Annotated in this window: 21 protein-coding genes and 4 tRNA genes; 13 read left to right on the top strand and 12 right to left on the bottom strand. The window is 39.8% G+C overall.

The window, feature by feature from the left end; translation table 11 throughout:
- The first annotated feature begins 42 nt into the window (after positions 1-42).
- A complete protein-coding gene (locus FXN70_RS04210; protein ID WP_324646235.1) occupies positions 43-462 on the top strand; it encodes a GNAT family acetyltransferase in 420 nt (139 codons plus the stop codon).
- 56 nt (positions 463-518) lie between these two features.
- Here the strand turns inward: FXN70_RS04210 and FXN70_RS04205 are convergent.
- From FXN70_RS04205 to FXN70_RS04195, 3 genes are all read right to left on the bottom strand, one after another.
- Positions 519-594, bottom strand: a tRNA-Phe gene (locus FXN70_RS04205).
- 138 nt (positions 595-732) lie between these two features.
- Positions 733-808: transfer RNA gene (locus tag FXN70_RS04200), tRNA-Phe, on the bottom strand.
- 106 nt (positions 809-914) lie between these two features.
- Positions 915-1,286 carry an acetyl-CoA sensor PanZ family protein gene (locus tag FXN70_RS04195; protein ID WP_324646234.1) on the bottom strand — a complete coding sequence of 124 codons (372 nt, stop codon included), beginning with the start codon at positions 1,284-1,286 and terminating at the stop codon, positions 915-917.
- An 88-nt stretch (positions 1,287-1,374) separates the two neighbouring features.
- Here FXN70_RS04195 and hisB point away from each other — a divergent pair, with 88 nt between their 5' ends.
- From hisB to FXN70_RS04175, 4 genes are all read left to right on the top strand, one after another.
- On the top strand, positions 1,375-1,968 hold the full coding sequence (gene hisB, locus FXN70_RS04190) for an imidazoleglycerol-phosphate dehydratase HisB (RefSeq protein WP_324646233.1): 594 nt from the start codon (positions 1,375-1,377) through the stop codon (positions 1,966-1,968).
- Entirely contained in the window at positions 1,968-2,585 is a 618-nt protein-coding gene (gene hisH, locus FXN70_RS04185; RefSeq protein ID WP_324646232.1) for an imidazole glycerol phosphate synthase subunit HisH, read from the top strand. Before hisB ends, hisH begins: the two co-directional genes overlap by 1 nt.
- Positions 2,586-2,706: 121 nt before the next feature.
- Positions 2,707-3,438: a 1-(5-phosphoribosyl)-5-[(5-phosphoribosylamino)methylideneamino]imidazole-4-carboxamide isomerase gene (gene hisA / locus FXN70_RS04180; RefSeq protein ID WP_324646231.1), complete on the top strand. Its 732-nt coding sequence runs from the start codon at positions 2,707-2,709 to the stop codon at positions 3,436-3,438.
- A gap of 149 nt (positions 3,439-3,587) precedes the next feature.
- Positions 3,588-4,220: a DedA family protein gene (locus FXN70_RS04175; protein WP_324646230.1), complete on the top strand. Its 633-nt coding sequence runs from the start codon at positions 3,588-3,590 to the stop codon at positions 4,218-4,220.
- Positions 4,221-4,267: 47 nt separating this feature from the next.
- On the opposite strand, the gene FXN70_RS04170 is transcribed toward FXN70_RS04175, so the two are convergent.
- The 3 genes from FXN70_RS04170 to FXN70_RS04160 all read right to left on the bottom strand — a co-directional run bounded on the left by FXN70_RS04170 (position 4,268) and on the right by FXN70_RS04160 (position 5,470).
- The gene (locus FXN70_RS04170) at positions 4,268-4,660 is read right to left on the bottom strand and encodes a hypothetical protein (protein ID WP_324646229.1); all 393 of its coding nucleotides are present in this window, start codon (positions 4,658-4,660) and stop codon (positions 4,268-4,270) included.
- Positions 4,661-4,747: 87 nt separating this feature from the next.
- Complete coding sequence (locus tag FXN70_RS04165; protein ID WP_324646228.1) at positions 4,748-5,146, bottom strand: SirB2 family protein; 399 nt, start codon at positions 5,144-5,146, stop codon at positions 4,748-4,750.
- 9 nt (positions 5,147-5,155) lie between these two features.
- Complete coding sequence (locus tag FXN70_RS04160) at positions 5,156-5,470, bottom strand: BolA family protein (protein ID WP_324646227.1); 315 nt, start codon at positions 5,468-5,470, stop codon at positions 5,156-5,158.
- A 216-nt stretch (positions 5,471-5,686) separates the two neighbouring features.
- Between FXN70_RS04160 and FXN70_RS04155 the strand changes: the two genes are divergently transcribed.
- From FXN70_RS04155 to FXN70_RS04145, 3 genes are all read left to right on the top strand, one after another.
- Positions 5,687-5,762 (top strand) — tRNA-Gly (locus FXN70_RS04155).
- A 46-nt stretch (positions 5,763-5,808) separates the two neighbouring features.
- A tRNA-Gly gene (locus FXN70_RS04150) sits at positions 5,809-5,884 on the top strand.
- A 215-nt stretch (positions 5,885-6,099) separates the two neighbouring features.
- Positions 6,100-7,719, top strand: a complete 1,620-nt coding sequence (locus tag FXN70_RS04145; protein WP_324646226.1) for a carboxylesterase/lipase family protein — start codon at positions 6,100-6,102, stop codon at positions 7,717-7,719.
- A gap of 548 nt (positions 7,720-8,267) precedes the next feature.
- Here FXN70_RS04145 and FXN70_RS04140 read toward each other — a convergent pair.
- Positions 8,268-9,461: an aldose 1-epimerase family protein gene (locus FXN70_RS04140; RefSeq protein WP_324646225.1), complete on the bottom strand. Its 1,194-nt coding sequence runs from the start codon at positions 9,459-9,461 to the stop codon at positions 8,268-8,270.
- 301 nt (positions 9,462-9,762) lie between these two features.
- Between FXN70_RS04140 and FXN70_RS04135 the strand changes: the two genes are divergently transcribed.
- Together FXN70_RS04135 and FXN70_RS04130 are read left to right on the top strand one after the other, a co-directional pair.
- Complete coding sequence (locus tag FXN70_RS04135) at positions 9,763-11,055, top strand: MFS transporter (protein ID WP_324646224.1); 1,293 nt, start codon at positions 9,763-9,765, stop codon at positions 11,053-11,055.
- A 268-nt stretch (positions 11,056-11,323) separates the two neighbouring features.
- On the top strand, positions 11,324-12,700 hold the full coding sequence (locus FXN70_RS04130; protein ID WP_324646223.1) for an L-serine ammonia-lyase: 1,377 nt from the start codon (positions 11,324-11,326) through the stop codon (positions 12,698-12,700).
- Between the two features lie 55 nt (positions 12,701-12,755).
- On the opposite strand, the gene FXN70_RS04125 is transcribed toward FXN70_RS04130, so the two are convergent.
- On the bottom strand, positions 12,756-13,793 hold the full coding sequence (locus tag FXN70_RS04125; protein WP_324646222.1) for a serine hydrolase: 1,038 nt from the start codon (positions 13,791-13,793) through the stop codon (positions 12,756-12,758).
- A 214-nt stretch (positions 13,794-14,007) separates the two neighbouring features.
- Here FXN70_RS04125 and FXN70_RS04120 point away from each other — a divergent pair, with 214 nt between their 5' ends.
- Genes FXN70_RS04120 through FXN70_RS04110 form a run of 3 tightly spaced genes read left to right on the top strand, consistent with a single transcriptional unit; the run spans position 14,008 to position 17,648 of the window.
- Positions 14,008-14,643 carry a response regulator gene (locus FXN70_RS04120; protein WP_324646221.1) on the top strand — a complete coding sequence of 212 codons (636 nt, stop codon included), beginning with the start codon at positions 14,008-14,010 and terminating at the stop codon, positions 14,641-14,643.
- A 12-nt stretch (positions 14,644-14,655) separates the two neighbouring features.
- A complete protein-coding gene (locus FXN70_RS04115) occupies positions 14,656-16,212 on the top strand; it encodes a sensor histidine kinase (RefSeq protein ID WP_324646220.1) in 1,557 nt (518 codons plus the stop codon).
- Between the two features lie 14 nt (positions 16,213-16,226).
- The gene (locus FXN70_RS04110; RefSeq protein ID WP_324646219.1) at positions 16,227-17,648 is read left to right on the top strand and encodes a sigma-54 dependent transcriptional regulator; all 1,422 of its coding nucleotides are present in this window, start codon (positions 16,227-16,229) and stop codon (positions 17,646-17,648) included.
- Between the two features lie 105 nt (positions 17,649-17,753).
- Here FXN70_RS04110 and FXN70_RS04105 read toward each other — a convergent pair whose 3' ends face one another.
- The 4 genes from FXN70_RS04105 to lptF form a co-directional block, all read right to left on the bottom strand.
- Positions 17,754-18,929: a S41 family peptidase gene (locus FXN70_RS04105; protein ID WP_324646218.1), complete on the bottom strand. Its 1,176-nt coding sequence runs from the start codon at positions 18,927-18,929 to the stop codon at positions 17,754-17,756.
- 11 nt (positions 18,930-18,940) lie between these two features.
- Positions 18,941-20,488 (bottom strand): 2,3-bisphosphoglycerate-independent phosphoglycerate mutase, encoded by a 1,548-nt coding sequence (gpmI, locus tag FXN70_RS04100; RefSeq protein WP_324646217.1) that lies wholly within the window; start codon positions 20,486-20,488, stop codon positions 18,941-18,943.
- A 107-nt stretch (positions 20,489-20,595) separates the two neighbouring features.
- Positions 20,596-21,666, bottom strand: coding sequence for an LPS export ABC transporter permease LptG (lptG, locus tag FXN70_RS04095; RefSeq protein ID WP_324646371.1), 1,071 nt, complete (start codon positions 21,664-21,666; stop codon positions 20,596-20,598).
- 8 nt (positions 21,667-21,674) lie between these two features.
- Positions 21,675-22,766, bottom strand: coding sequence for an LPS export ABC transporter permease LptF (lptF, locus tag FXN70_RS04090; RefSeq protein ID WP_324646216.1), 1,092 nt, complete (start codon positions 22,764-22,766; stop codon positions 21,675-21,677).
- Positions 22,767-22,898: the final 132 nt, after the last annotated feature.

The following is a 22,898-nucleotide window of genomic DNA, read 5'->3' as shown; positions in this document are numbered from 1 at the left end:
AATTTATTGTATAAATAACACCCAACAACAATAATCAAAGTTATGTTTATTATTCGGCCTTTCCTAGATGGTGATCTTGAAGATTTAGTTCAACTTTGGGAAATTTGTGGTGTCACAAAACCATGGAACAACCCTGAAACCGACATTTTCCGCAAAACCCAACAAGGCGACCAACTGTTTTTAATTGCAGAAAAAGATAACAAACTGATTGCTTCAGTGATGGGCGGTTATGATGGACACCGCGGTTGGATCCATTATTTGGCTGTGCATCCGCAACATCAACGTTTAGGCGTTGCAACTGCTTTAATTCAACACATTGAAAAACGCCTAATTGCAATCGGCTGTCCAAAAGTACAGTTACTCATTCGTCAAGACAACTTATCAATCTTAAATTTTTATGATCAATTGGGATATGAAGAAGTTGAAGCGGTATGCGTAGGAAAACGGTTGATTCCCGATTAGAAACCATCATCAAACATAAAAAAGCCCCAAAGTTAAACTTTGGGGCTTTTTGAATATGGTGGCGGGACCCAGGATCGAACTGGGGACACACGGATTTTCAATCCGTTGCTCTACCGACTGAGCTATCGCGCCGATGTGGTGTATTAAGCCTGAATTTAAGCGATGAGTCAATCCCAAAATACTGTTTTTTAAATCATTTGCCTAAACTATAGGCAAAAAAAATCCTTGATGGAATCAAGGATTGAAATCGCAATATGCGGTTTTAAAATATGGTGGCGGGACCCAGGATCGAACTGGGGACACACGGATTTTCAATCCGTTGCTCTACCGACTGAGCTATCGCGCCAATGACGCATATTAAACACGGTAATTAAATTCAGGTCAAGTATTAAATAACACCAATTGTAATTAAGTGTTCACTTTTGCAGCAAAAACTCTCCAGCATCCTAAACTCAAGCCAACTGTGCTAAATAATGTGCAATTGCACCACAACCCGGCTGAAAATGTTCAACTTGTTTGGCCTTTTCCATTCGGCACAATTCTGAAATTAAACGCTGTGCAACCCCTCGCCCACGATTGGCAGGATGCACAACAATATGTTGCAAAGATCGTGTATCTCCTGTTCCGATACACCAAATGGCCGCAATAATACGGCAATTAAATTCTGCGGTATAAAGTAAGCTATACTGTTTTAATTGCTGTTGTAACTGCTCTACCGCTATAGTGCCTGAAATAAATTCAGGGCTGCTGTTATACAAACGCTCAAGTTGGTTACGTTGTTCTTCGTCATCTATCGAAGTATAAACCTGTACGCTAATAGGCATTGATTAACCCTCCCGAGCAAATTAATATGCTGCGTGTAATACAACAGCAATGTTTAATCAAAATTTGACGTTTTTGAGGAATGTGTCCATGACCGAACGTATCAGTGAAGTGGTGAGAAATACAAACGAAACCAAAATTCGAGTTCGCGTGAATCTCGATGGTACAGGTCAAGGCACATTAAACACAGGCGTCCCGTTCTTAGACCATATGATAGACCAAATTAAACGACATGGTTTATTCGATATTGATATTCATTGTGATGGTGATTTAGAAATCGACGATCATCATACCGTTGAAGATTGTGGGATTACTTTAGGTCAAGCCTTTGCACAAGCCTTAGGCGATAAAAAAGGCATTCGCCGCTATGGGCATTTTTATGCGCCTTTAGATGAAGCACTGTCACGTGTGGTAGTGGATATTTCAGGTCGTCCGGGCTTATTTATGGATATTCCATTTACCCGCGCCCGTATTGGTACCTTTGATGTCGATTTATTTTCAGAATTTTTCCAAGGTTTTGTCAACCATGCGCTCATGACACTACACATTGATAATTTAAAAGGCAAAAATAGCCATCACCAAATTGAAAGCACATTTAAAGCCTTTGCCCGTGCGCTGCGTATGGCATGTGAGCAAGACCCACGCGCGGCAGGAACCATTGCCTCAACCAAAGGAAGTTTATAATGACCCGTATTGCATTATTAGACTATGGCATGGGTAACTTACACTCGGCGGCCAAAGCCCTTGAATATGTCGGTGCAAGGGTTGATGTCACCAATGACCCAAAATTAATTGCCCAAGCCGATAAAATTGTATTCCCAGGTGTTGGTGCCATGCGCGACTGTATTCAAGGTATGCAAGATGCAGGCATTGATGAAGTGATTCGTCAAGCGGCCTTTAACAAACCTGTTTTAGCCATTTGTGTAGGCATGCAAGCACTATTAGAGCGTTCTGAAGAAAATGGCGGCAGTGATGCGCTTGGAATTTTTAAAGGTTCAGTCAAACGTTTTCCTGATATTGACGGTTTAAAAGTCCCACACATGGGTTGGAATCAAGTGCATCAACACGACCCTAGCCATCCAATGTGGAAAGATATTGCACAAGATGCTCGTTTTTACTTTGTGCATAGTTTTTATGTTGAACCTGAAAATAAAAATCTTGTCGCAGCAACATGTAACTACGGCTTAGAATTTTGTACCGCAATTCATCAAGAAAATTTATTTGCCACCCAGTTCCACCCTGAAAAAAGCCATACCGCAGGTTTGCAACTGCTCAAAAACTTTGTGGAATGGAAGATTTAATTTGACCTAAAAAGAGATCATCCGATCTCTTTTTTATTAAGATGAAAAGCTTAGCGATTGATCAATAGTTTGCTAAGATGTGAGCGATTTTAATTCTCCTGACCAAGCAAGGAACAAAAGCATGCTAATCATCCCCGCGATTGATCTTAAAGATGGAAAATGCGTTCGCTTAAAACAAGGCCGTATGGAAGATGATACCGTTTTCTCTGATGATCCTGTGGCAACCGCAGCACATTGGGTCAACGAAGGCGCGCGCCGCTTGCATTTGGTCGACTTAAATGGTGCATTTGCAGGTACACCAATTCATAAGAACGTGGTTGAAGCAATTGCCAAAGAGTTTCCTGAACTCCCGATTCAAATTGGTGGCGGTATTCGCTCTTTTGAAACCATTGAACATTATTTAGAAGCAGGCGTATCATTTGTCATTATTGGCACTAAAGCTGCCAAAGAACCTGAATTTGTTGAAGAAGCTTGTAAAAAATTTGGCGGACATATTATTGTCGGGATTGATGCTAAAGACGGCTATGTTGCAACCGACGGTTGGGCAAATTTGATGGATTTAAAAGCCACCGACCTTGCAAAACGCTTTGCTGATGCAGGTGTTTCAAGCATTGTATATACCGACATTGCCCGTGATGGCATGATGCAAGGCGTGAATGTTGAACAAACCGTTGCACTGGCACAGCATTGTGGCTTACCGATTATTGCATCGGGTGGTGTCACCAATTTAGATGATGTACGTCATTTAAAAGGTCAACCCGGTATTTTAGGTGCAATTACAGGTCGTGCTATTTATGAAGGTAGTTTAAGTTTACGTGAAGCACAAATTTTGCTTGATGATAACCGTATGTAGGTCAAATTTTTGACTGCAACTTGCCCAGTCTTTAGATTGGGCATTTTTATGTCTATTCTTAAATAAAAACTACAAACTCACGGCTTTATTACTGACATTCAAACAACAGACTGCTAGGATTTGTAGATTATTTTGCCTATGCGATTGTTATGGAACTGATCAACTTTATCCTGCATATTGACGTACATTTATCCGAATTTATCCAACAATATGGCGCATGGATTTACGCGATTTTGTTCTTGATTGTGTTTGTCGAAACAGGGCTTGTGGTGATGCCTTTTTTACCAGGCGACAGCTTATTATTTGCCGCTGGCGCTTTAGCTGCATCGACAGGCGTGATGAATCCATGGTTACTCATTTTACTGCTGTTCATAGCTGCTGTTATGGGTGATACGCTCAATTATCATATTGGACGTTATATTGGGCCGCGAGTTTTTGAAATGAAATCTCGATTTATTAATAAAGAAGCCTTAATCAAAACCCACACCTTTTTTGAACTGCATGGTGGAAAAACTATTATTATTGCCCGCTTCATGCCATTTATTCGTACTTTTGCCCCTTTCGTTGCAGGTGCAGGTGCAATGAACTACAAGTCATTCTTATGTTTTAATGTGATTGGCGGTCTACTTTGGGTATCATCATTTATTATTGCAGGCTATTTTTTTGGCTCACTACCCTTTGTAAAAGAAAACTTTGGACATTTAATGCTAGGGATTATTGCTTTTAGCTTGTTGCCTGCGGTATTTGAATTTATTCGCAATAAACGTCAAAAATCTCGTTAAATTACATCAATATAATCAATGGGCGTAGTATTCGCCCATTTTTAATTTTAGGTCGTTGGCTTAATTCGGACAATAATTGGACAAGCCTTGAATTTAGCAGCTTGCACAATCGCATCTTGCTGACCCATCAACTGTGCCACTTCGGTTCGCTTACTATTCGATGACTGACCTAGATTAAATGAAACTGTTGGTCCAAAACCCCAACCTCCACGGCCAAAACCACCACCTAAACCTAGCCCTACACCCATCCCTGTACGTTTTGCAGGTTGCACACCTTGATCTAGATATTGCTGCAAACGATTATATTCTGCCTGCAACTGCCCACAATTATAGCTTTGATATTGTGTTGGTGAAACATAAGTTGGCTTAATCGAAGTTGTTGCACATGCAGTTAAAAGCAACACCCCAGTTAAGGGTAAAACGAACTTATAAGCAGACATAAAGACCTCTATTTACCGTAAATTGGTGCATCTATGCAGTCAGTTTACAATAGTCTATATCCCATCAAGATATAGATTTGTATCACACTAAAACAATTTAGGTTGTACCATGACTAAAGCCAAAATGGCGAATAACGCAATCCATGCAAGGATCATTCCTGCTCTGCGCTGAACCCATAAAATTTCACTTTTAACTGGATCTTTAAATGCTTTCATTACAGATGAAAGCATCACCAGTGCTAAAATAATTTTGGCATAAAACCAATGCTGGACTTGAAAGTTTTTCAAATAAAGTAAGCTTAGACCTGTAATGAGCAATAATGTAATCGCACTATGCTGCACAATGAGTAAAGCCCGACGATACGGCAAAGCCTGCATAGTTGCCGGTTCAGCTTTAAACAAAACAGCGCTTTGACCAATTAAACTCAGAACAAATAACGCAATTGCACAAGCATGTAAATTTTTTAAGATTAACAATGAATCCATATCATTTCCCTATGATTTAGGTGCATGTGCGCATTCAGGACTGTTTGGCGCTTCACCTTGCCATTCACTTGGTGCGTAAGCATGAATTGCCAAAGCATGAATTGCACCACCACCTGCTGCTAACAGTGAGTTCACTTCAGCATAGATTTTTTGATGACGCTGTACCAAACGTAAGCCATGAAAAATTTCAGCAACCACAATCACTTTAAAGTGTGATTCTTTTCCCGGATAGTATCCTCCATGTCCCGAAGATTCATTGATCACCTCAAGATGTGCAGGGCTTAAATGCTGTAATTTTTCGATGATTTGTTGCTCTTGGCTCATGGACTTTCAGTTCACAAAATTTATAGATTCAAAAGTATAGCAAGAAATTTTAAATAGAAGCTATGTCGCTAAACGCTCGAAATCTATTGACAACAACCCAAGGTTCGCCTTTTATTTAACCATAAATGTAAAATTTGTTGTTATTTTATGCAATTGAATCAAGTTTTTATTTAAAACGCTTGATTCAGAAATGAATTAGGGTAATATATGCAGCACGCGGGAATAGCTCAGTTGGTAGAGCACAACCTTGCCAAGGTTGGGGTCGCGAGTTCGAGTCTCGTTTCCCGCTCCAAATTCTTTTTTGTTTAGTTTTTTATAGTAAAAAATTATTCGACCCTGCGGGAATAGCTCAGTTGGTAGAGCACAACCTTGCCAAGGTTGGGGTCGCGAGTTCGAGTCTCGTTTCCCGCTCCAAGTTTTAAAAGCCCCAATCGAAAGATTGGGGCTTTTTTCTTGTTGATTTATCTCATAATTTTTCAAAAAATTGATGCTCAAAACCCAAATTTCTAAAGTTGCATCAATTGCAAAAAAAATAGTGATTTTAAAGTGCCTTAGATTACAGCATGTGTCTTGAACTTTTGTGTCAGCTTGGTCTAATTAACACCACAGAGACAAGAAAAGTAGCTTCTATGAAATTTAACAATCGCTTTAGATTATTGACTTTATGCAGTGTAGTCACTCCTATACTCATGGCATGTCAAACTAATAATTTAAATCAAAATCATCAAAATACAGCAATTATTCAGACTGACCTTGGTCAAATTCAGGGTATTGTAAAAGACCAAACTGATCAATATCTCGGTATTCCATATGCCCAAGCACCTGTGGGCGAAAATCGGTTTCGTTCACCTCAAGCGCCTACTGCATGGCAAGGCGTGAAAAAAACCATCAAACAAGGTCATACTTGTGTTGCCAGTGTCTCGGTTAACCCCGATGCATCAGAAGATTGTTTATATCTGAATGTATATGTTCCCAAAAATACTGATCAAGAAGCCAAACCGAAAGCGGTCATTTTTTGGATTCATGGGGGTGCTTACGTGGTGGGAAGTACCCGAGACAATGACCCTGCACAGCTTGCACAAAAACAGAATGTAATTGTAGTTTCGACGAGCTATCGTTTAGGTGCCTTAGGTTTCTTTGCACATCCTGAATTAAAAGGAACATCTGGTGAAGGTGCCTTTGGTATTCAAGACCAACAAGCCGCTTTAAAATGGGTGAAACGCAATGTGGCGCAATTTGGTGGTGATCCAAATAATATTACCTTAATGGGAGAGTCTGCTGGTTCAGGCAGTGTCTGTACGCATTTGGTTATGCCAAGCTCTAAAGGATTATTTAAACGTGTAATTATGGAAAGTGGCAGTTGCGTGGGCATCGGTTGGTCAACCCCACAGCAAAAAGCCGAACAAGGTGGATTAGTCTTTGCTAAGAACTTAGGTTGTTCAGGTACTGATGACCTCAGTTGCTTACGTAAAAAAACAGCAAAACAAATTATGCAGGCTAAGCCTAATCGTTCAGGTATTACAGGTAAGGAAGGCTGGTCACCGATGGTTGGCGGAGATTTATTGCCAATTTCACCTTTACAAGCATTCAAAAGCGGACAAACAGCACAAGTCCCAATGTTGGTTGGAACCAATGCCAATGAAGGTGATTTATTTGCCATGTTATTTAGTTTCAATACCAAAGGTATGACCACGGTAAAAAATTTACAAAAAGGTGTTAGCGACATGCTTGATTCACCTGAGCTTGCCGAAAAAGCCATGACACTTTATCAACCTATCATTGCAAAAGAGGGAACGAAGCGGGCATTCTCACAGATTTTCACCGATTCTGTCTTTGTTTGTCCGACTACAGCAATGCTTGATTTATATCAAAAACAAGCTTCCCCAATTTATCAATATCAGTTCGAAGATCCTGATGCACCATTTCGCTCTAAATTATTGAAAAAAATATATGGTTTACGTAGTTATCATGCTGGAGAGCTACATTATGTATTTGCTAGCCCAAACGTACTCACTCGTGGTCAGCATTTGAATGCACAGCAACAAAAATTATCAGATCAAATGCAACAATATTGGGGTAATTTTGCAAAAACAGGCAATCCGAATAGCGACGGTCTACCAAATTGGCAAAGTTATCCAAACCATCAACCCTTTAATTTAAGTATTTCTGGCTTGAAGCCTGTTACTGACTTTAAAGACAAGCATCATTGTGACTTTTGGAATAATGCTGTAATGGCTGCTACACCATAAGTTTTAGATGGATTTTATATCTAAGCGCCAATTTTTATTTAAAATAAAATTTTGAGTTGAATTGGCGTATTCTGATATAAATGGTGATGTATGTAGACAAACAAAGATAATCTATAAGACGTACTTACGATTAGAATAGTGCTAAACACAAGGTACTTTTTCTTAAAATAAGTTCATCAATGAATTGATATGTGCTGAGTGATCAGGAAACTTTGACTTGGAAAATTTAGTTGACTAACTGATCAAAATTCACTGTCATTTAACACCAATCTTTCTATTAAAAAAATAGAAGAAAATAATTCATTCAATTTGCAAAGTTACAAGGGGTTTCAGTGGAATCACTCACCAAATATAAAACCTAGATAAATGTTATATATAGGGTTTATTAAAATACGTTTTATGTCGATGGCTATTGCCAAAATTAAAGTTAATAAACTTCTTGTATCCATCTATTTCACTTATCTTGATTAGAAAAATAAAGATAGAACTGATTATGCAAGAAGTCTAATAAACCATATCATCCGGAATAAATATCAATCCCCAAAGAGTTATTCCTTTGCAATAGGAGTTTCAACTTGTTTAATTGCGGTTTTACCCTGAATTTGCTGAATTGATTTCTCCACTTGCTGAACTTGTGCACGATCACTCAACAATGAATAAGTTAAATCAAAACTCACACTCTGCCCTGCTGCAAGTTGCTTCACCCGTTTTTGCTCTCGCTCAATAGTGACTGGATAAGCATAGCTCGTACCAGGCTCAATGCCCGTCACATAACCTTGTTTTAAGGTATCTGTATTTTTCCATAAGGTCAGTACAGGCAATTGCTGCGTATTAAAGGCAATCGCAACGCCTTTATCTCCATTTTTATTGAGTAATGCAGCCATAGTATTGCCATTTTTATCGGACAATGGCTTCAAATTAAATACCATCTCATCAAAACCTTGCGTTGGACCTAAATAGCTCTGCCAATCCTTTAAGCCTTTTTTCGCATAGTCATTAAATGGACTTACTTCACTCACAGGTGCTAAGAATTTTGCCCCTTCCTCTAAAATTGGCTGAGAAAAATTACTATGGTAAATAATTTGATAATCATGCGCATAATCGGCATGATTGGTCAGCACATCATGTAACTTAAACGAACTTTCACCTGGAATATAGGTCAGCTCTGTCATGGTTTGCAGGTCGGTTTTTTTGAAAGTACTTTCTTTAATCAGCCCTTTAATATGAATCGCAAAGGGGGCTTTATCCTCAATTTCAACAGCAACATACGACGCCGGCGTATTCTGCACTTTGCCATGTAAAGTATAAATTTGTCCATCGGCTGTAGTTGGATGACCCGTCCATTCATAGCCACAACGTACCAACATTTCGTTAAAACCATCTAGCCAGCCCAATCCATTGCGGCTTTCTAAATTGATATACGCAGGATTCACCACTTCAGTTACAGGTGACTTCCAACCCAAATGCACCCCTTTGCCTTCTGCATGTAATAAACCCATTCCTCGGGTTGGAGACAGTGCAATTGTTAGTCCTGTTGGGCTTGTAATGGTAATTACTTTACTGCCTTCTTGCTTGCCACCATGTAAAACTTTTTGCTCGATAGTGTAATTGGCACCTGCTGTTTTCCAATTCCCCACTTCTACATTATTTTGTACATCCGTCAGCACATACGTTTTGGCATGAACGCTCATGGCACCCAATGCCAATGCTGTACCTAAAATTACACGGTGATGTTTTTTCATCTCATATTCCTTAATGATATTTTTCTTTCTGCTGCTACCACAGCAGTTTCGTATCATATTTGATCTGATCATTTTAAGATATATAAAAACATGACTTGTACTTTTTTAAACCTATATAAATAAAACGTACTATCCGCCTTAAAACATGAATTATATTCATATCTTAGTGAAATAAAGTCATTTTTATTCATGTTTCAATTCAAGTATAAATACATCTATAAAATGAATTGCAGTATGTTATGCCCCAATTCAAGATTTTTAAATTGTGCATCTCTTTTTTATACAAAATATGGTTTTTGTCATGGAATCTACTACACACATAAATCCAACATATTATTCAAACTCGAAAACCCGTGTTTTATTTGCGAGTTTGGTGGGTACAACCATCGAATTTTTTGATTTTTATATTTATGCCACCGCTGCAGTTTTGGTATTTCCACATTTATTTTTCCCAAATAGCAGTGGTAGTGCAGCAATTTTACAATCGCTCGCAACTTTTTCGATTGCCTTTATTGCACGCCCAATTGGTGCAGCCATTTTTGGGCATTTAGGTGACCGCATTGGCCGTAAAGCCACCTTAGTTGCCGCTTTATTATTAATGGGCGTTTCTACAGTCAGTATCGGTTTATTACCTACGTATGCACAAATTGGCATTTTTGCACCGTTATTATTAGCACTATGCCGCTTAGGACAAGGCTTAGGTTTAAGTGGTGAATGGAGTGGTGCTATTCTTTTAGCAACCGAAAATGCGCCTAAACATCAACGTGCTTGGTATGGCATGTTCCCACAATTAGGTGCGCCTATTGGCTTTATTCTTGCGGTCAGTGCATTTTTATTATTGGGCACATTTTTATCAAATGAAGATTTTTTAGCATGGGGATGGCGTATACCGTTTATTACCAGTGCTCTATTGGTCATTTTAGGCTTATACATTCGACTAAAACTACATGAAACACCTGCATTTCAAAAAGTATTAGATGCCCACCAAGAAGCAAAAACACCCTTTAAAGAAGTCGTGCAGCATCATTTAGGTAAAGTTATTTTAGGCACATTAGCCACTGTGTGTACCTTGGTACTATTCTACTTAATGACTGTATTTGCATTGAATTGGGGAACAACCGCACTCGGTTATAGCCGTGAAGCATTTTTAAAAATGCAATTGGTGGGTACGGTTTGTTTTGCTATTTGTATTCCTGTTTCGGCAGTACTTGCCGAAAAATTTGGGCGTAAAAATACCTCAATTGGCATTTGCATCATCGCCATTATTTTTGGTTTGTGCTTTGCTTCTTTTTTCGTGGCCAATCATCCTGCTTCAGTTTTAGTATTTTTATGCCTCGGTTTAAGCATTATGGGCTTAACCTATGGACCAATTGGAACAATTTTATCTGAGATTTTCCCGATTTCAGTCCGTTACACAGGCTCTGCACTGTCTTATAATTTAGCGAGTATTTTAGGCGCATCATTTGCTCCATTAATTGCAACCAAACTTGCACAAAGCTATAGCATTGCAGCGGTAGGCTATTATTTATGTGGTGCTGCGTTGTTATCTTTAATTGCGTTTGTTTGTATTAAAGAAACCAAAAATATCAGTTAAGTGACAATCAGTTATTGCAAATATAATGATATTCAGTGATCGGTAAAGCGCGGTACATGCCTATGGCGACAATCACCGTGTCTAAACCGCAATGCCGCAGTATATTTGTTTTTATCTCAATCCTGTTACAATACAAATGCCGTTGCACGTATCGTCCATCGGCTTTTTTCTAAAGTAACCTCTACACATTACTCTCATTTGCGTAACATTTTTATATCACTTTGCACCCTATTTACACCTAAACTTAATTTTTGGATATCGCTATTTCATGACCTTGAGTGTATTTGACCTATTTAAAATTGGTATTGGCCCATCAAGTTCACACACCGTTGGGCCGATGCGTGCGGCGTATCAATATTTACAAAGCTTACAATCACAACATACGCTTGATCAGGTACAGCGTATTCAGGTCACACTCTATGGTTCACTTTCTGCCACAGGTGTTGGCCATGCAACAGACCATGCCATCTTACTTGGGTTGATGGGCTTTCATCCTGAAACTATCGATACACGAAAAACTACGCTCTATTTAAAAGATATACTTGAGCAAAACTGCTTACAACTCAATCAACAGCATCGTATATCATTTTGCACCCAAACCGATTTAATTTTTTCAAATGAATCACTCCCCTATCACCCCAATGCCATGACCATTGAAGCCTTTGATCAGCAACAGCTTCTCTATAGCAATACCTATTATTCGGTCGGTGGTGGTTTCATTTTAGAGCATTTGGATATTTCACAGCCGACACCTGTGCAAACCAATGCAGTCGTCCCATTTCCTTTTAAAAATGCAGCAGAACTATTAAACCATTGTCAGCAACAGCAATGTAGCATTAGCCACATTATGCTAGAGAATGAAAAAACATGGCGTAGCGAAGCCCAAATCCGAGCAGAGATTGTGAAAATTTGGTCAGTGATGCAAGAGTGTATTCAAAATGGTTTAAACCATGAAGGTATTCTTCCTGGCGGATTAAATGTCAAACGTCGTGCCAAAAATTTGCATCAGCAATTATTAACCCATAAAAAAACCCAATTGATTTTTTCTTCTTTCCAAGCCATTGAATGGGTGAATTTATACGCCTTAGCTGTCAATGAAGAAAATGCTGCGGGCGGGCGTGTTGTGACTGCACCCACGAATGGTGCATCGGGCATTATTCCTGCCGTGCTATATTATTATGTACAACACGATCAAGCCATAAGCGAAGATGCGATTGTCCGATTCTTTTTAGCTGCTGCCGCAATTGGAATTTTATGTAAGTTAAATGCGTCTATTTCGGGTGCGGAAGTTGGCTGTCAGGGCGAAGTTGGCTCAGCCTGTGCAATGGCATCGGCAGGACTTGCAGAAATGTTTGGTGGCTCACCACAACAAGTTGAAAATGCAGCTGAAATTGGGCTTGAGCACAATTTAGGCCTCACCTGCGACCCGATTGGTGGTTTGGTTCAAATTCCGTGTATTGAGCGTAATGCGATTGCTGCGGTTAAAGCCATTAACGCAGCCCAAATGGCCTTGCGTGGTAATGGAGAACACTTTGTTTCTTTAGATAAAGTCATTCAAACTATGAAAGCCACAGGCAAAGATATGTCTGCAAAATATAAAGAAACCTCTCAAGGTGGGCTCGCGGTTAATGCCATTGAATGTTAATTTTCCAATCAAAAATGCCAATATTTTAAGATTGGCATTTTGCAAAATTCTAGCGTTAAATCCGTTTTGGTAAATTATTTAACCACGTCAATAAATTGGTTGCATCACTATTACGATGCTGTGTCGTTGGCTCACCCAACAAAACTACCACCGCTGGGCGAGAATTGACCGTGGTATGCATCGCTACGCAGCGCCCAGCCTCATTAATAAAGCCAGTTTTTGAAATATTAATATTCCACCCACCATTACGAACCAAAGCATTGGTATTATTTGATTTCAACACACGGTAGCCCAAATTAAAGTCATAATATGGCGTGGATGAAAATTGACGGATCACCCCATATTTAGATGCTTCACTGACTAAAATGGCTAAATCACGTGCTGATGCCACATTACGTGGATCTAAACCTGTCGATTCATAATAATGCGTACCATGCATACCTAACTGACGTGCTTTGGCATTCATTGCTGCAACAAAAGCAGGCTTACCACCTGGATATGTCCGTGCCAGTGCTGCCGCAGCAGGATTTTCAGACTTCATCAATGCAACCAATAATACTTCTGCACGATTCATTTTGTCGCCAATACGTAACGTTGAACTGGCCTTTTTTGGCCCATCAAAATCAATCGGTTGTAAGGTGATTTGTTCTGACATATTCAAATGTGCATCTGCCGTAACCACAGCCGTCATTAGCTTCGTTAAAGATGCTATTGGACGCGACATATTGCTATTTTTACTATAAAGTACTTCTCCAGTATGGGCATCCATCACCAAAGCAGAACCAGCACTAATCGCAGGCGCATTGCCTGAATAGCGCGTATCAAATACTTGCCCAGTACTTGGTGCAACTTTAATGCTATTACTTGTTGGGCTTGATCTTAATGACGTTGAAATTTGCGTACTGCCTCGCGGTGAGGGTTCGTCATCATCTTCATTAAAATATTGTTTAGCATCATCCGTCGTCCAAGCTTTGGCTTGGGAACCTGGCCCTGGGCCATGATTCACGACCAGTTCAGCAAAACTTTGGCTGCTCAAACCAATTAACATCGACACACTCAAAGCATGTGCCAATGATTTTTTTAAACTTTTCATGACATTACACTCAACTCAAGGACAGCAGATACATTTGCGTGTGACCACGAATATGCCGTACATTGGCACAATCGTAAAACTTAGATAAAGTTAAGTTATTGCACACGACTTTTAAATTATATTTTAGAATAGCATTGCTAATTTTGGGCTTGAAATGCAAGCCTAATTTGCGTTATGTAACAAAAAACCCAATTTCTTAATGGGGGAGCAAAAAGTGATTTCAGTATTAGTAGTAGATGACCATGAATTAGTACGTACTGGCATTTGTCGGATGTTAGCCGACCATACCGATTTAAATGTGATTGGTCAGGCTGAATCTGGTGAAGAAGCACTTACTATTGCCCGTATCCATCATCCTAATATTGTACTGCTTGATGTGAATATGCCCGGCATTGGTGGTGTTGAAACAACACGACGTTTATTACAAATTAGCTCCGATATTCGTGTCATTGCGGTAAGCGGTTTAGCAGAAGAACCTTACCCTTCTTTATTACTTAAAGCAGGTGCCAAGGGTTATATTACCAAAGGCGCTCCAATTGAAGAAATGGTACGTGCCATTCATAAAGTCATGCAAGGTGGTAAATATTTTAGTGCCGACATTGCCGAACAACTTGCTAGCTCTTATTTATCTGAAGCACAACAATCCCCTTTTGACTTATTGTCTGAACGTGAAATGCAAGTCGCGATGATGGTGGTGAACTGCCAAAGTGCTCAAGCAATTGCCGATAAACTGTTTGTAAGCGTTAAAACAGTGAATACCTATCGTTATCGTATTTTTGAAAAATTAGCCATCGACAGTGATGTAAAGTTAACGCACTTGGCCATGCGTTACGGTTTAATTAAACCTTAATTTAATCATCGCATGCCTTTTCACTTTGAAAAACAGCAGTCAACACTTTACCGACTTGGTGTTTGGTACAGTGTCTATCGCGTGATTATTGCGTCTAGTTTGCTGCTGCTGTTTTTTCTGACCTATGCACAACTCAAAGAAAATTATGAACATCAAGGTTTATATTTTTTTACCTTAGTCGTCTATTGTTGTTTAGGTCTTTTACAACTGGTGACCTTTCAACTTTTTCCGACAGCGTTATCACGACAATTGATTTTACTCAGCGGTATTGATGTACTGTGTTTTACTAGCCTCAATTTTGCCATTGGCACACCGAATCTACATATTAGCTTGTTGTTTGTGATTACCATTTTTATGGCCAGTTTACTGCTCAGTAAACGTCAAGCGTTGGCACTCACACTTTGTTCCATTATTGCAGTCTTATATCTACAGTTTGTGGGGACATGGCTTGCCTTTTCTGACCTAAGCAATATTGGCAATAGTGCATTGCTGGCATTTTTATTTTTTGTGGTGTATTTAACCGCGCAATTTACGGTACAACGCTTTCAACTTCTTGAAAATTTAAATTTTGTACAGTCACAAGAATTACTGCGCCTACAAAACATTAATCGCTATATTCTTGAACAAATTGACATGGGTTATTTGGTTTTAAATGAAAAACAAGAAGTGGTGCTCAGTAACCCCGCAGCACAATTATTATTAGATATGCCAAACACCTTTCGGCAAACCCCGTTACAGCGCCTGCATCCTGAATTATCCTTATATTTAGAACAGCATCAAACTCAACAAGGCGAACGTTTTGTGTTTGAAGCGATTCGTAGCAGTATTTTAATTCGCGTACAAAAGCTTTATTTGCCACAATCAGTATTAACTTTGCTGATTATGCAAGATGCTCAGCGCATGAACCAACAGGTTCAACAATTAAAATTGGCGGCTTTAGGTCAGCTTTCTGCTAGTATTGCACATGAAATTCGTAATCCACTTGCAAGTATTGTCCAAGCCAATAGCCTGCTGTTAGACGCCGATGCCGAACAAGTCCAATTTCTACAACAGATGATTCAACGACAATCGACACGGATTGACCACATCATTCATTCTACTTTGAGCATGGCACACAACCAAGCTACCTTGCCTGTGGATATTCATCTCAATCAATTTTTAACGCTACTGATTGCAGAAGATTTAACTATGCATCAACAGCAGATTCAGCTCCATATTTCACAAAACATTCATTTGTCTTTTGATGAGGCACAACTGCGCCAAGTTTTGATTAATTTAATTCAAAATGCCTTACGCCATAATGCAGCAACCGCAGAATACATCGAAATTCATGCCTATATTCAAGCAGATACAGTATTAATAGATGTGATTGATTTTGGGCAAGGTGTTCCAGAAAACCAACTACAACAGCTTTTTTCACCTTTTTTTACTACAGAAGTCAAAGGAACAGGCCTAGGCTTATATCTTTCGCATAGTTTTTGCGAAGCAAATCAGGCAAAATTAACCTACAGCAAATTACAACACGGAACTTGTTTCCGACTTGAATGCACTGCCATTCAAACACAATAATATTTTGGGGATTTATGACAATACAACCAACTCGTGTTCTTCTGGTCGATGATGAACAAGATTTATGCTTGCTTATGCAAATGAGTTTAAAGCGAATGGGAATTGCGTCTGAGGTGGCACATAACGTCTTTGATGCCAAACAAAAGCTTGCCGCACAAAGCTTTCATGCTTGCCTAACCGACTTAAACTTGCCCGATGCCGATGGCATTAAATTGGTTGAATATGTCAGTGAATATTATCCAAATACTCCAATTGCCGTGATTAGCGCTTACGGCAATATGGAAATTGCCATTCAGGCCTTAAAAGCAGGTGCATTTGACTTTATTAGCAAACCTATTTTACCTGAAGCATTGCAACAATTACTCGAAAAAGCCATTGTTCCACATGAAACATCAGTTCATCAACACCATAGTATTGAAGATAAAATGTTGATTGGGCAATCGCGACCCATGCAGCAACTCAAACGTAGCCTGACTAAAATTTCACGTACCCAAGCCCCAATTTTTATTCGTGGCGAATCAGGAACTGGCAAAGAGGTGGTGGCCAACTTAATTCATCAATTAAGCAACCGAAATACAGGCGCATTTGTGGCGATTAACTGCGGTGCAATTCCCTGTGAGCTTATGGAGAGTGAGTTATTCGGCCATAAAAAAGGCAGTTTCACCAATGCAACTCAAGACAAACAAGGCCTCATTCAAGCTGCACATGGCGGTAGTCTATTTTTAGATGAAATTGCTGAACTCCCGATGAGCATGCAAGTGAAACTTCTGCGTGCGGTACAAGAAAAGAAAATCCGCCCGATTGGCAGCGACCAAGAAATTGCCGTTGATTTTCGCATTATCAGTGCTACCCATCAAAATTTAGAACAACTGATTCAGCAAGGAAAATTTAGACAAGATTTGTTTTTCCGCCTGCATGTGATTGATGTTCAACTCCCTCCGCTACGCGAACGTGGTCAAGATATTATTGAGCTTACCCAGCATTTTATGAGCCAGATTTGTCACGAATGGAATATACCAAGCAAACAACTTACCCCTGCGGCACAACAATTTTTACTTGGACAAAGCTTTAGTGGCAATGTACGAGAACTACGCAATATGGTTGAACGTGCAATGACGCTCTGCGATGAACAAAAAATCGATATTGCACATTTACAATGTGGTACACCCCAATTTTCTCGACCATCTTCTCAAATTCAGCCAAATCTGGATGCTACTAAAAGCATGCAAGTCTCAATGGAGATAAAACAAGGACTACCGGTAGAGGGTTTGGAAGCTTATTTAGAAGATATTGAAAAAAACATTTTATTAAATGCACTCGAAATAACCCATTGGAACAGAACATTGGCCGCAAAAAAACTCGGTATGTCATTCCGCTCATTACGTTATCGCTTAAAAAAGTTTGGGTTAGATGACGAACAAATTGAAGAACAATAGCCTATTTCACAACAAATAGACTAGTTTCAAATTAAACGATCTAATTTTGCTTATTGTAACTTTCTCCCTTAAGGGAGAAAGACAACCGAACTTAGATGAAACTATTTATTTATGCTTGAGCAATAATTCAGCAGCATTTTCCACATAAATGTCGTCTTTCATTTCCAGTGGTAATGCATAAATTTGATTGGGCTGAATTCCCTGACCATCAATCATATTGCCCTTCGGGGTGTAATAATGCGAAACCGTCATTTGAATGGCAGCACCATTTGGCAAAGGAAATAATTTTTGCACAACCCCTTTGCCATAGCTTTTTTCACCCATTACCCATGCACGGTTATGCTCTTTCAATGCTGCGGTAAAAACTTCGGCCGCAGAAGCCGAGCGACCATTCATTAAAATACCCAATTTCACCTGACCAAACTCACTGCCAGGCAAGGCTTGGAAACTTTGCACACCTTCTGAACGGCTTTTGGTCGTGACAATAAAACCACTATTTAAAAATAAATCGGCTGTTTCAACCGCAGAAGATAAGAGTCCACCGGGGTTATTTCTTAAGTCAATTAAAACTGCTTTGACTTTTTTATCGGGATATTGCTCTAAAATACTTTTTATTTCACTGGCAGTTTCTTGTTGAAATACAGGTAATTTAATTACTAATACTTGGTTATGCAGCAACGTAGATGAAATTTCAACTTCGACCTTCTTATTACGCACGACTGTTGTCGGCTGACCAATCAAACTGGTTTGTACTGTTAATACGGTTCCAACCGAACCATAAAGTAAATTTCGGACTTGCTCATGGTTTAATTCTTTGAGTTCTTGATTATCAATTTTATATACCACCATACCATTATGCAGTCCCAATTTAATCGAATCCGCATCTGATTTCAACCCAGTAATAAGCCATTGTTTATGTGCTTTATCAAAGCTTAAATCAAAATCGACCGAGGCAACATCCCCATCGGTATATTGCACCAGTTGCTTATAATCTTCAGGCGACAAATAACGTGAATAACGATCTAATCCACCCACCAAACCTTTAATCGACTGCTCAAATAAGGCATCATCTGATTTAGCACTAACATAATTATCTTTAACAATGCCATACACTTGAACAAATTTTTGAATTGCTTCAATCGGAATCTCATCGTTATGATGAGTCTCTGTATTGCCACTATCATCATCTGTATCTGATGTATTTTCGACTGCCACAGCAGGATGGCTCAAATAACCACAAAGCAATACAGCAACCATCAGCTTTTTTATCATTTGAACCATACTATGCCCTTTTATGGAGTTAATGTGATCAGATTTTTACCTTTCATGTCCGCAGGAATTGGCAATTGCATTAAATGTAATAACGTCGGTGCAATATCTGCCAAAACTCCGCCTTCTGCAATTTCAGCCTGAGTTGGCCCAACATAAATAAAAGGCACAAGTTCTGTCGTGTGCTGCGTGTGGACTTGACCACTGACATAATCTTGCATTTGCTCGACATTACCATGATCGGCAGTCACCAACATATGGCCTTTTTGTTGCATCACTGCTGCATAGACTCGACCTAAGCAGGTATCTACTGCCTCAACCGCTTTTACCGCAGCATCAAATACACCTGTATGCCCAACCATGTCACCATTGGCATAATTCACCACCAACAAATCATATTCACCCGAGTGAATCGCATCAACCAATGCATCAGTAACCTCAAATGCACTCATTTCAGGCTTTAAGTCGTAGGTGGCAACATTTGGTGATGGAATTAAAATTCGTTTCTCACCTGCATATTCATCTTCGCGCCCACCGCTAAAAAAGAAAGTTACATGCGCATATTTTTCAGTTTCGGCAATACGCAATTGAGTTTTGCCCAAATTAGATAAATACTCGCCCAAAGTATTGTGTAGCGCTTCTGGCATGTAAGCCACAGGTGCATCAATACTGGCTTGATAACGGGTGAGCATGACAAATTTAGACAGTGCGGGTAAAACTTTGCGTTCAAAACCTGTAAAGTCTTTTTCAACCAACGCGCGGGTAATTTCACGCGCACGGTCGGCACGGAAATTCATAAACACCACGCTATCGCCATCTTGCATCGCAGCAACATCACCAATACGGGTGGCTTTTACAAACTCATCACTTTCATTTGCATCATAAGCCTGTTGCAAACCTTCTTGTGCAGAAGCCACCACACGAACAGCTTCACCTTCTGTAAGTAGGCGATAGGCTTGTTCGACACGATCCCAACGATTATCACGATCCATGGCAAAATAACGACCAATTAAAGTCGCAATTCGGCCTTGCTGTGGATATTGTGCAAATAAAGCATCCAATTTTGCTAAAGAAGGTTCAGCACTTTTTGGCGGGGTATCACGGCCATCTAAGAATGCATGTAAATACACTTGAGCACCACGTTCTAAGGCAAGTTTGCACATTGCCACAATATGGTCTTCATGTGAGTGCACCCCCCCTTCAGACAACAACCCCATAATATGGAGTGCGCCGCCAGCAGCTTTGGCTTTATCCACGGCATCAATTAAAACGTCATGTTCAAAGAAAGCGCCTGAACGAATATCTTTAGTGATACGCGTAAAATCTTGGTACAGCACTCGGCCTGCGCCTAAGTTCATGTGCCCAACTTCAGAATTGCCCATTTGACCATCAGGTAAGCCAACATCTTCACCCGAACCAGAAATTAAACTATGCGGATGCTGCTGTTGCATTGCCATTAAATGCGGGGTTTTTGCCGCCAAAAAAGCATTGTCTTCAATCGCTTCACGATGACCAACACCATCCATGATGACCAAGACATGAGGAATTTTGCCTGTCTTCGTATCCGTCATTTTCTACTCTCTTGCTGTTCTGATTTGAGTGGGACTTCATCTTACCGAATTTTTTTACAATTCTCTATTGCATTTAAATCGGTTATTGCCCACTCAATTTTCAGTTATTATTTGGCACGATTGAGTAAATAACCGCCTGCAATAAAAATCAAGATAATAGGAACAAATACAAACCACGCAGGCGATGGGCTATAAACCAAACTTGCATAGCCCAAAAAGTCTTGTAGGTAGTAAAAACCTAAGCCAACAAATAAAGCAATGACCAAGCGAAAACCCATTGATTGTTGGCGTAATGGGCCAAAAATAAATGAACATGCAATCACAACCAAAGCCAACAATGAAAATGGCATTGCCACTTTTTGCCAAAAAGCCAATTGATAACTTTTAGGTACTTGGCTATGTACAGAAAGATAACGCATAAAAGCCACCAATTGACTAGGTGGCAGCTCATCAGGATCGACCGTAACCATGTGTACATATTCAGGCTTTAATGCTAAATCGAGGGGAAGCTGTGCTGATTGGGTAAAGGTCGCATCGCCTGTGGCTTGGATTTGCGTTTGTTGGACATTTTTCAAATTCCATTCGGCTTGCGATCCAAATTGACCTTGCTCGGCAAATAAATCTTGTTTAAGCCGATAATCTTGGTCAAAGTCCAAAACTTGGATATTACGCAACTCACCTTGAGAGTTAGCATAATCAATATAAATAAAGCGCTGCCCTTCTCGGCTCCAATAGCCACGAACCTCTCCCAAGCTACTCACCGCTTGATGATTCTTGATGCTATTGGCACGCTCGGTAGTATAAGGAATGACCCATTGGCTGAGTACAAATGCAAATACCACTAAAAGCAAAGCTGAGCGCATGACCCAACCCACAATCCGCCACAAACTAATCCCAACTGAACGCATGACAATCAGTTCACTATTCGATGCCAACGCACCAAGTCCAATCACCGCACCAATTAAGGCAGAAATAGGCAAAATTTCATAAACATAATGGGGTGTATTCCAAAATACATATTCAACTGCTTTAAGTGCGGTATAACCATTTTTTAAACTACTTAATTCAGCCAAATAGGTAAAGAGTGCCTGCAACAATCCTAAAACAGTAGTCGTCCCAAGCATCGCAAGTGCTGCGGTTGTGGTGACATGTTTGGCAATTAAACGGCGTGCTAACATTGGCAAACTCACTTATTCAACTTTAAATTCAGCTTAGCCTTTAAATTTGGCTTGCGCAGGAAAAACAATGTAACAATGGCATAAACAAATAGCACAGCAGGATAAGCCCATATTCCTAATTCAGCACGGGTAATGCGTGTTCGGACTGCCATTAAAGCCACAATCAAACTTGCAAAAATTAAAATTGCAGGCAATAAGCGATAATAACGTCCCTGACGCGGATTCACCTCAGATAATGCAGTAGCCAACATTAATGCCACCACCAACGCAAATGGCACAAATAAGCGCCAACCCAACTCACTTTGTACCACGGGGTCGTTGCGTTTTTTCCAAAGTTCAGCCATGCGCATAGACTCAGCTTCATCACCACTGACTTCGGCATCTTTTTTATTTTCAATTCTTAAACGATAACGCTTAAATTCAGCTTGGGTATAACGTGGCTGTCCCGGATAAAGTTCATAACGCCGGCCATCAATCAAATCGACCACATTGGCAGGATCATTCGGAATTTCAACTCGTACAGCTTCTCGCGCCAAAATCACGACATTCGGTTTATTGTCTTGCGTTGAACGTTGATATAACAACACATCTTTTAAATTCTTACGATCTTCAGATAAATCACTGGCATAAATCGTATAAATACCTGAACTTACAAATTCTTTGGGACGGACTAAGTCGAACCCCGTTCGCACAGCTTGAGCACCAGTTAATTGTTCAAATTGACGTAATCCCCAAGGCGATACCCAAATCATCAGGATCATTTGAATGATCAAAAAAATGGTCGTTAAAGGCAATAAAAGTCGCGCTAAGTGATTACGGCTAATGCCACTACCATTAAGCACTGCCATTTCATGGTCAACATATAGTCGGCCAAAAACCAACATTAAGCCAATAAAAAAGCCCAGTGGGAAAATCAGCGTTAGAAATTCAGGCAGACGATAACCAATGATGCTAAATAGAACACTTGCATCTAATCGTCCTTGGGCTGCAATTCCAAAATATTTGATCAATCGCCCGCCCATCATAATTAATGTAAGCAAGGCCACCACGACCAATGAGGTTTCTACAACCTGTTTGACTAAATAACGCCGAATAATCAAAAGGAAACATCCTTAACATTGAAATACAATAAAATTTGAAGCGCTACGCCAAGCTTTTACGTGCCGAATCAAGATGACTGCTTAGTTTAACTCAATCTGGAGAATAAAAAAGCTATCCTAAGCTTGCACATT

This window comes from Acinetobacter sp. MD2 (assembly GCF_035615575.1).
In the GTDB taxonomy this organism is placed as follows: domain Bacteria; phylum Pseudomonadota; class Gammaproteobacteria; order Pseudomonadales; family Moraxellaceae; genus Acinetobacter.
The sequence above is the reverse complement of the archived record's forward strand: the minus strand, read 5'-3'. Positions and strand labels throughout refer to the sequence as shown.

Excerpts from the sequence above, each read along its gene's own strand:
- FXN70_RS04160 (WP_324646227.1), bottom strand. The coding sequence starts at position 5,470 with ATGAGCCAAGAGCAACAAATCATCGAAAAATTACAGCATTTAAGCCCT.
- FXN70_RS04165 (WP_324646228.1), bottom strand. The coding sequence starts at position 5,146 with ATGGATTCATTGTTAATCTTAAAAAATTTACATGCTTGTGCAATTGCG.
- lptG (WP_324646371.1), bottom strand. The coding sequence starts at position 21,666 with ATGTTAGCACGCCGTTTAATTGCCAAACATGTCACCACAACCGCAGCA.
- FXN70_RS04210 (WP_324646235.1), top strand. The coding sequence starts at position 43 with ATGTTTATTATTCGGCCTTTCCTAGATGGTGATCTTGAAGATTTAGTT.
- FXN70_RS04140 (WP_324646225.1), bottom strand. The coding sequence starts at position 9,461 with ATGAAAAAACATCACCGTGTAATTTTAGGTACAGCATTGGCATTGGGT.
- FXN70_RS04195 (WP_324646234.1), bottom strand. The coding sequence starts at position 1,286 with ATGCCTATTAGCGTACAGGTTTATACTTCGATAGATGACGAAGAACAA.
- FXN70_RS04125 (WP_324646222.1), bottom strand. The coding sequence starts at position 13,793 with ATGAAAAGTTTAAAAAAATCATTGGCACATGCTTTGAGTGTGTCGATG.
- gpmI (WP_324646217.1), bottom strand. The coding sequence starts at position 20,488 with ATGACGGATACGAAGACAGGCAAAATTCCTCATGTCTTGGTCATCATG.
- FXN70_RS04110 (WP_324646219.1), top strand. The coding sequence starts at position 16,227 with ATGACAATACAACCAACTCGTGTTCTTCTGGTCGATGATGAACAAGAT.
- FXN70_RS04105 (WP_324646218.1), bottom strand. The coding sequence starts at position 18,929 with ATGGTTCAAATGATAAAAAAGCTGATGGTTGCTGTATTGCTTTGTGGT.
- hisB (WP_324646233.1), top strand. The coding sequence starts at position 1,375 with ATGACCGAACGTATCAGTGAAGTGGTGAGAAATACAAACGAAACCAAA.
- FXN70_RS04145 (WP_324646226.1), top strand. The coding sequence starts at position 6,100 with ATGAAATTTAACAATCGCTTTAGATTATTGACTTTATGCAGTGTAGTC.
- hisH (WP_324646232.1), top strand. The coding sequence starts at position 1,968 with ATGACCCGTATTGCATTATTAGACTATGGCATGGGTAACTTACACTCG.
- FXN70_RS04175 (WP_324646230.1), top strand. The coding sequence starts at position 3,588 with ATGGAACTGATCAACTTTATCCTGCATATTGACGTACATTTATCCGAA.
- hisA (WP_324646231.1), top strand. The coding sequence starts at position 2,707 with ATGCTAATCATCCCCGCGATTGATCTTAAAGATGGAAAATGCGTTCGC.
- FXN70_RS04135 (WP_324646224.1), top strand. The coding sequence starts at position 9,763 with ATGGAATCTACTACACACATAAATCCAACATATTATTCAAACTCGAAA.
- FXN70_RS04170 (WP_324646229.1), bottom strand. The coding sequence starts at position 4,660 with ATGTCTGCTTATAAGTTCGTTTTACCCTTAACTGGGGTGTTGCTTTTA.
- FXN70_RS04115 (WP_324646220.1), top strand. The coding sequence starts at position 14,656 with ATGCCTTTTCACTTTGAAAAACAGCAGTCAACACTTTACCGACTTGGT.
- FXN70_RS04130 (WP_324646223.1), top strand. The coding sequence starts at position 11,324 with ATGACCTTGAGTGTATTTGACCTATTTAAAATTGGTATTGGCCCATCA.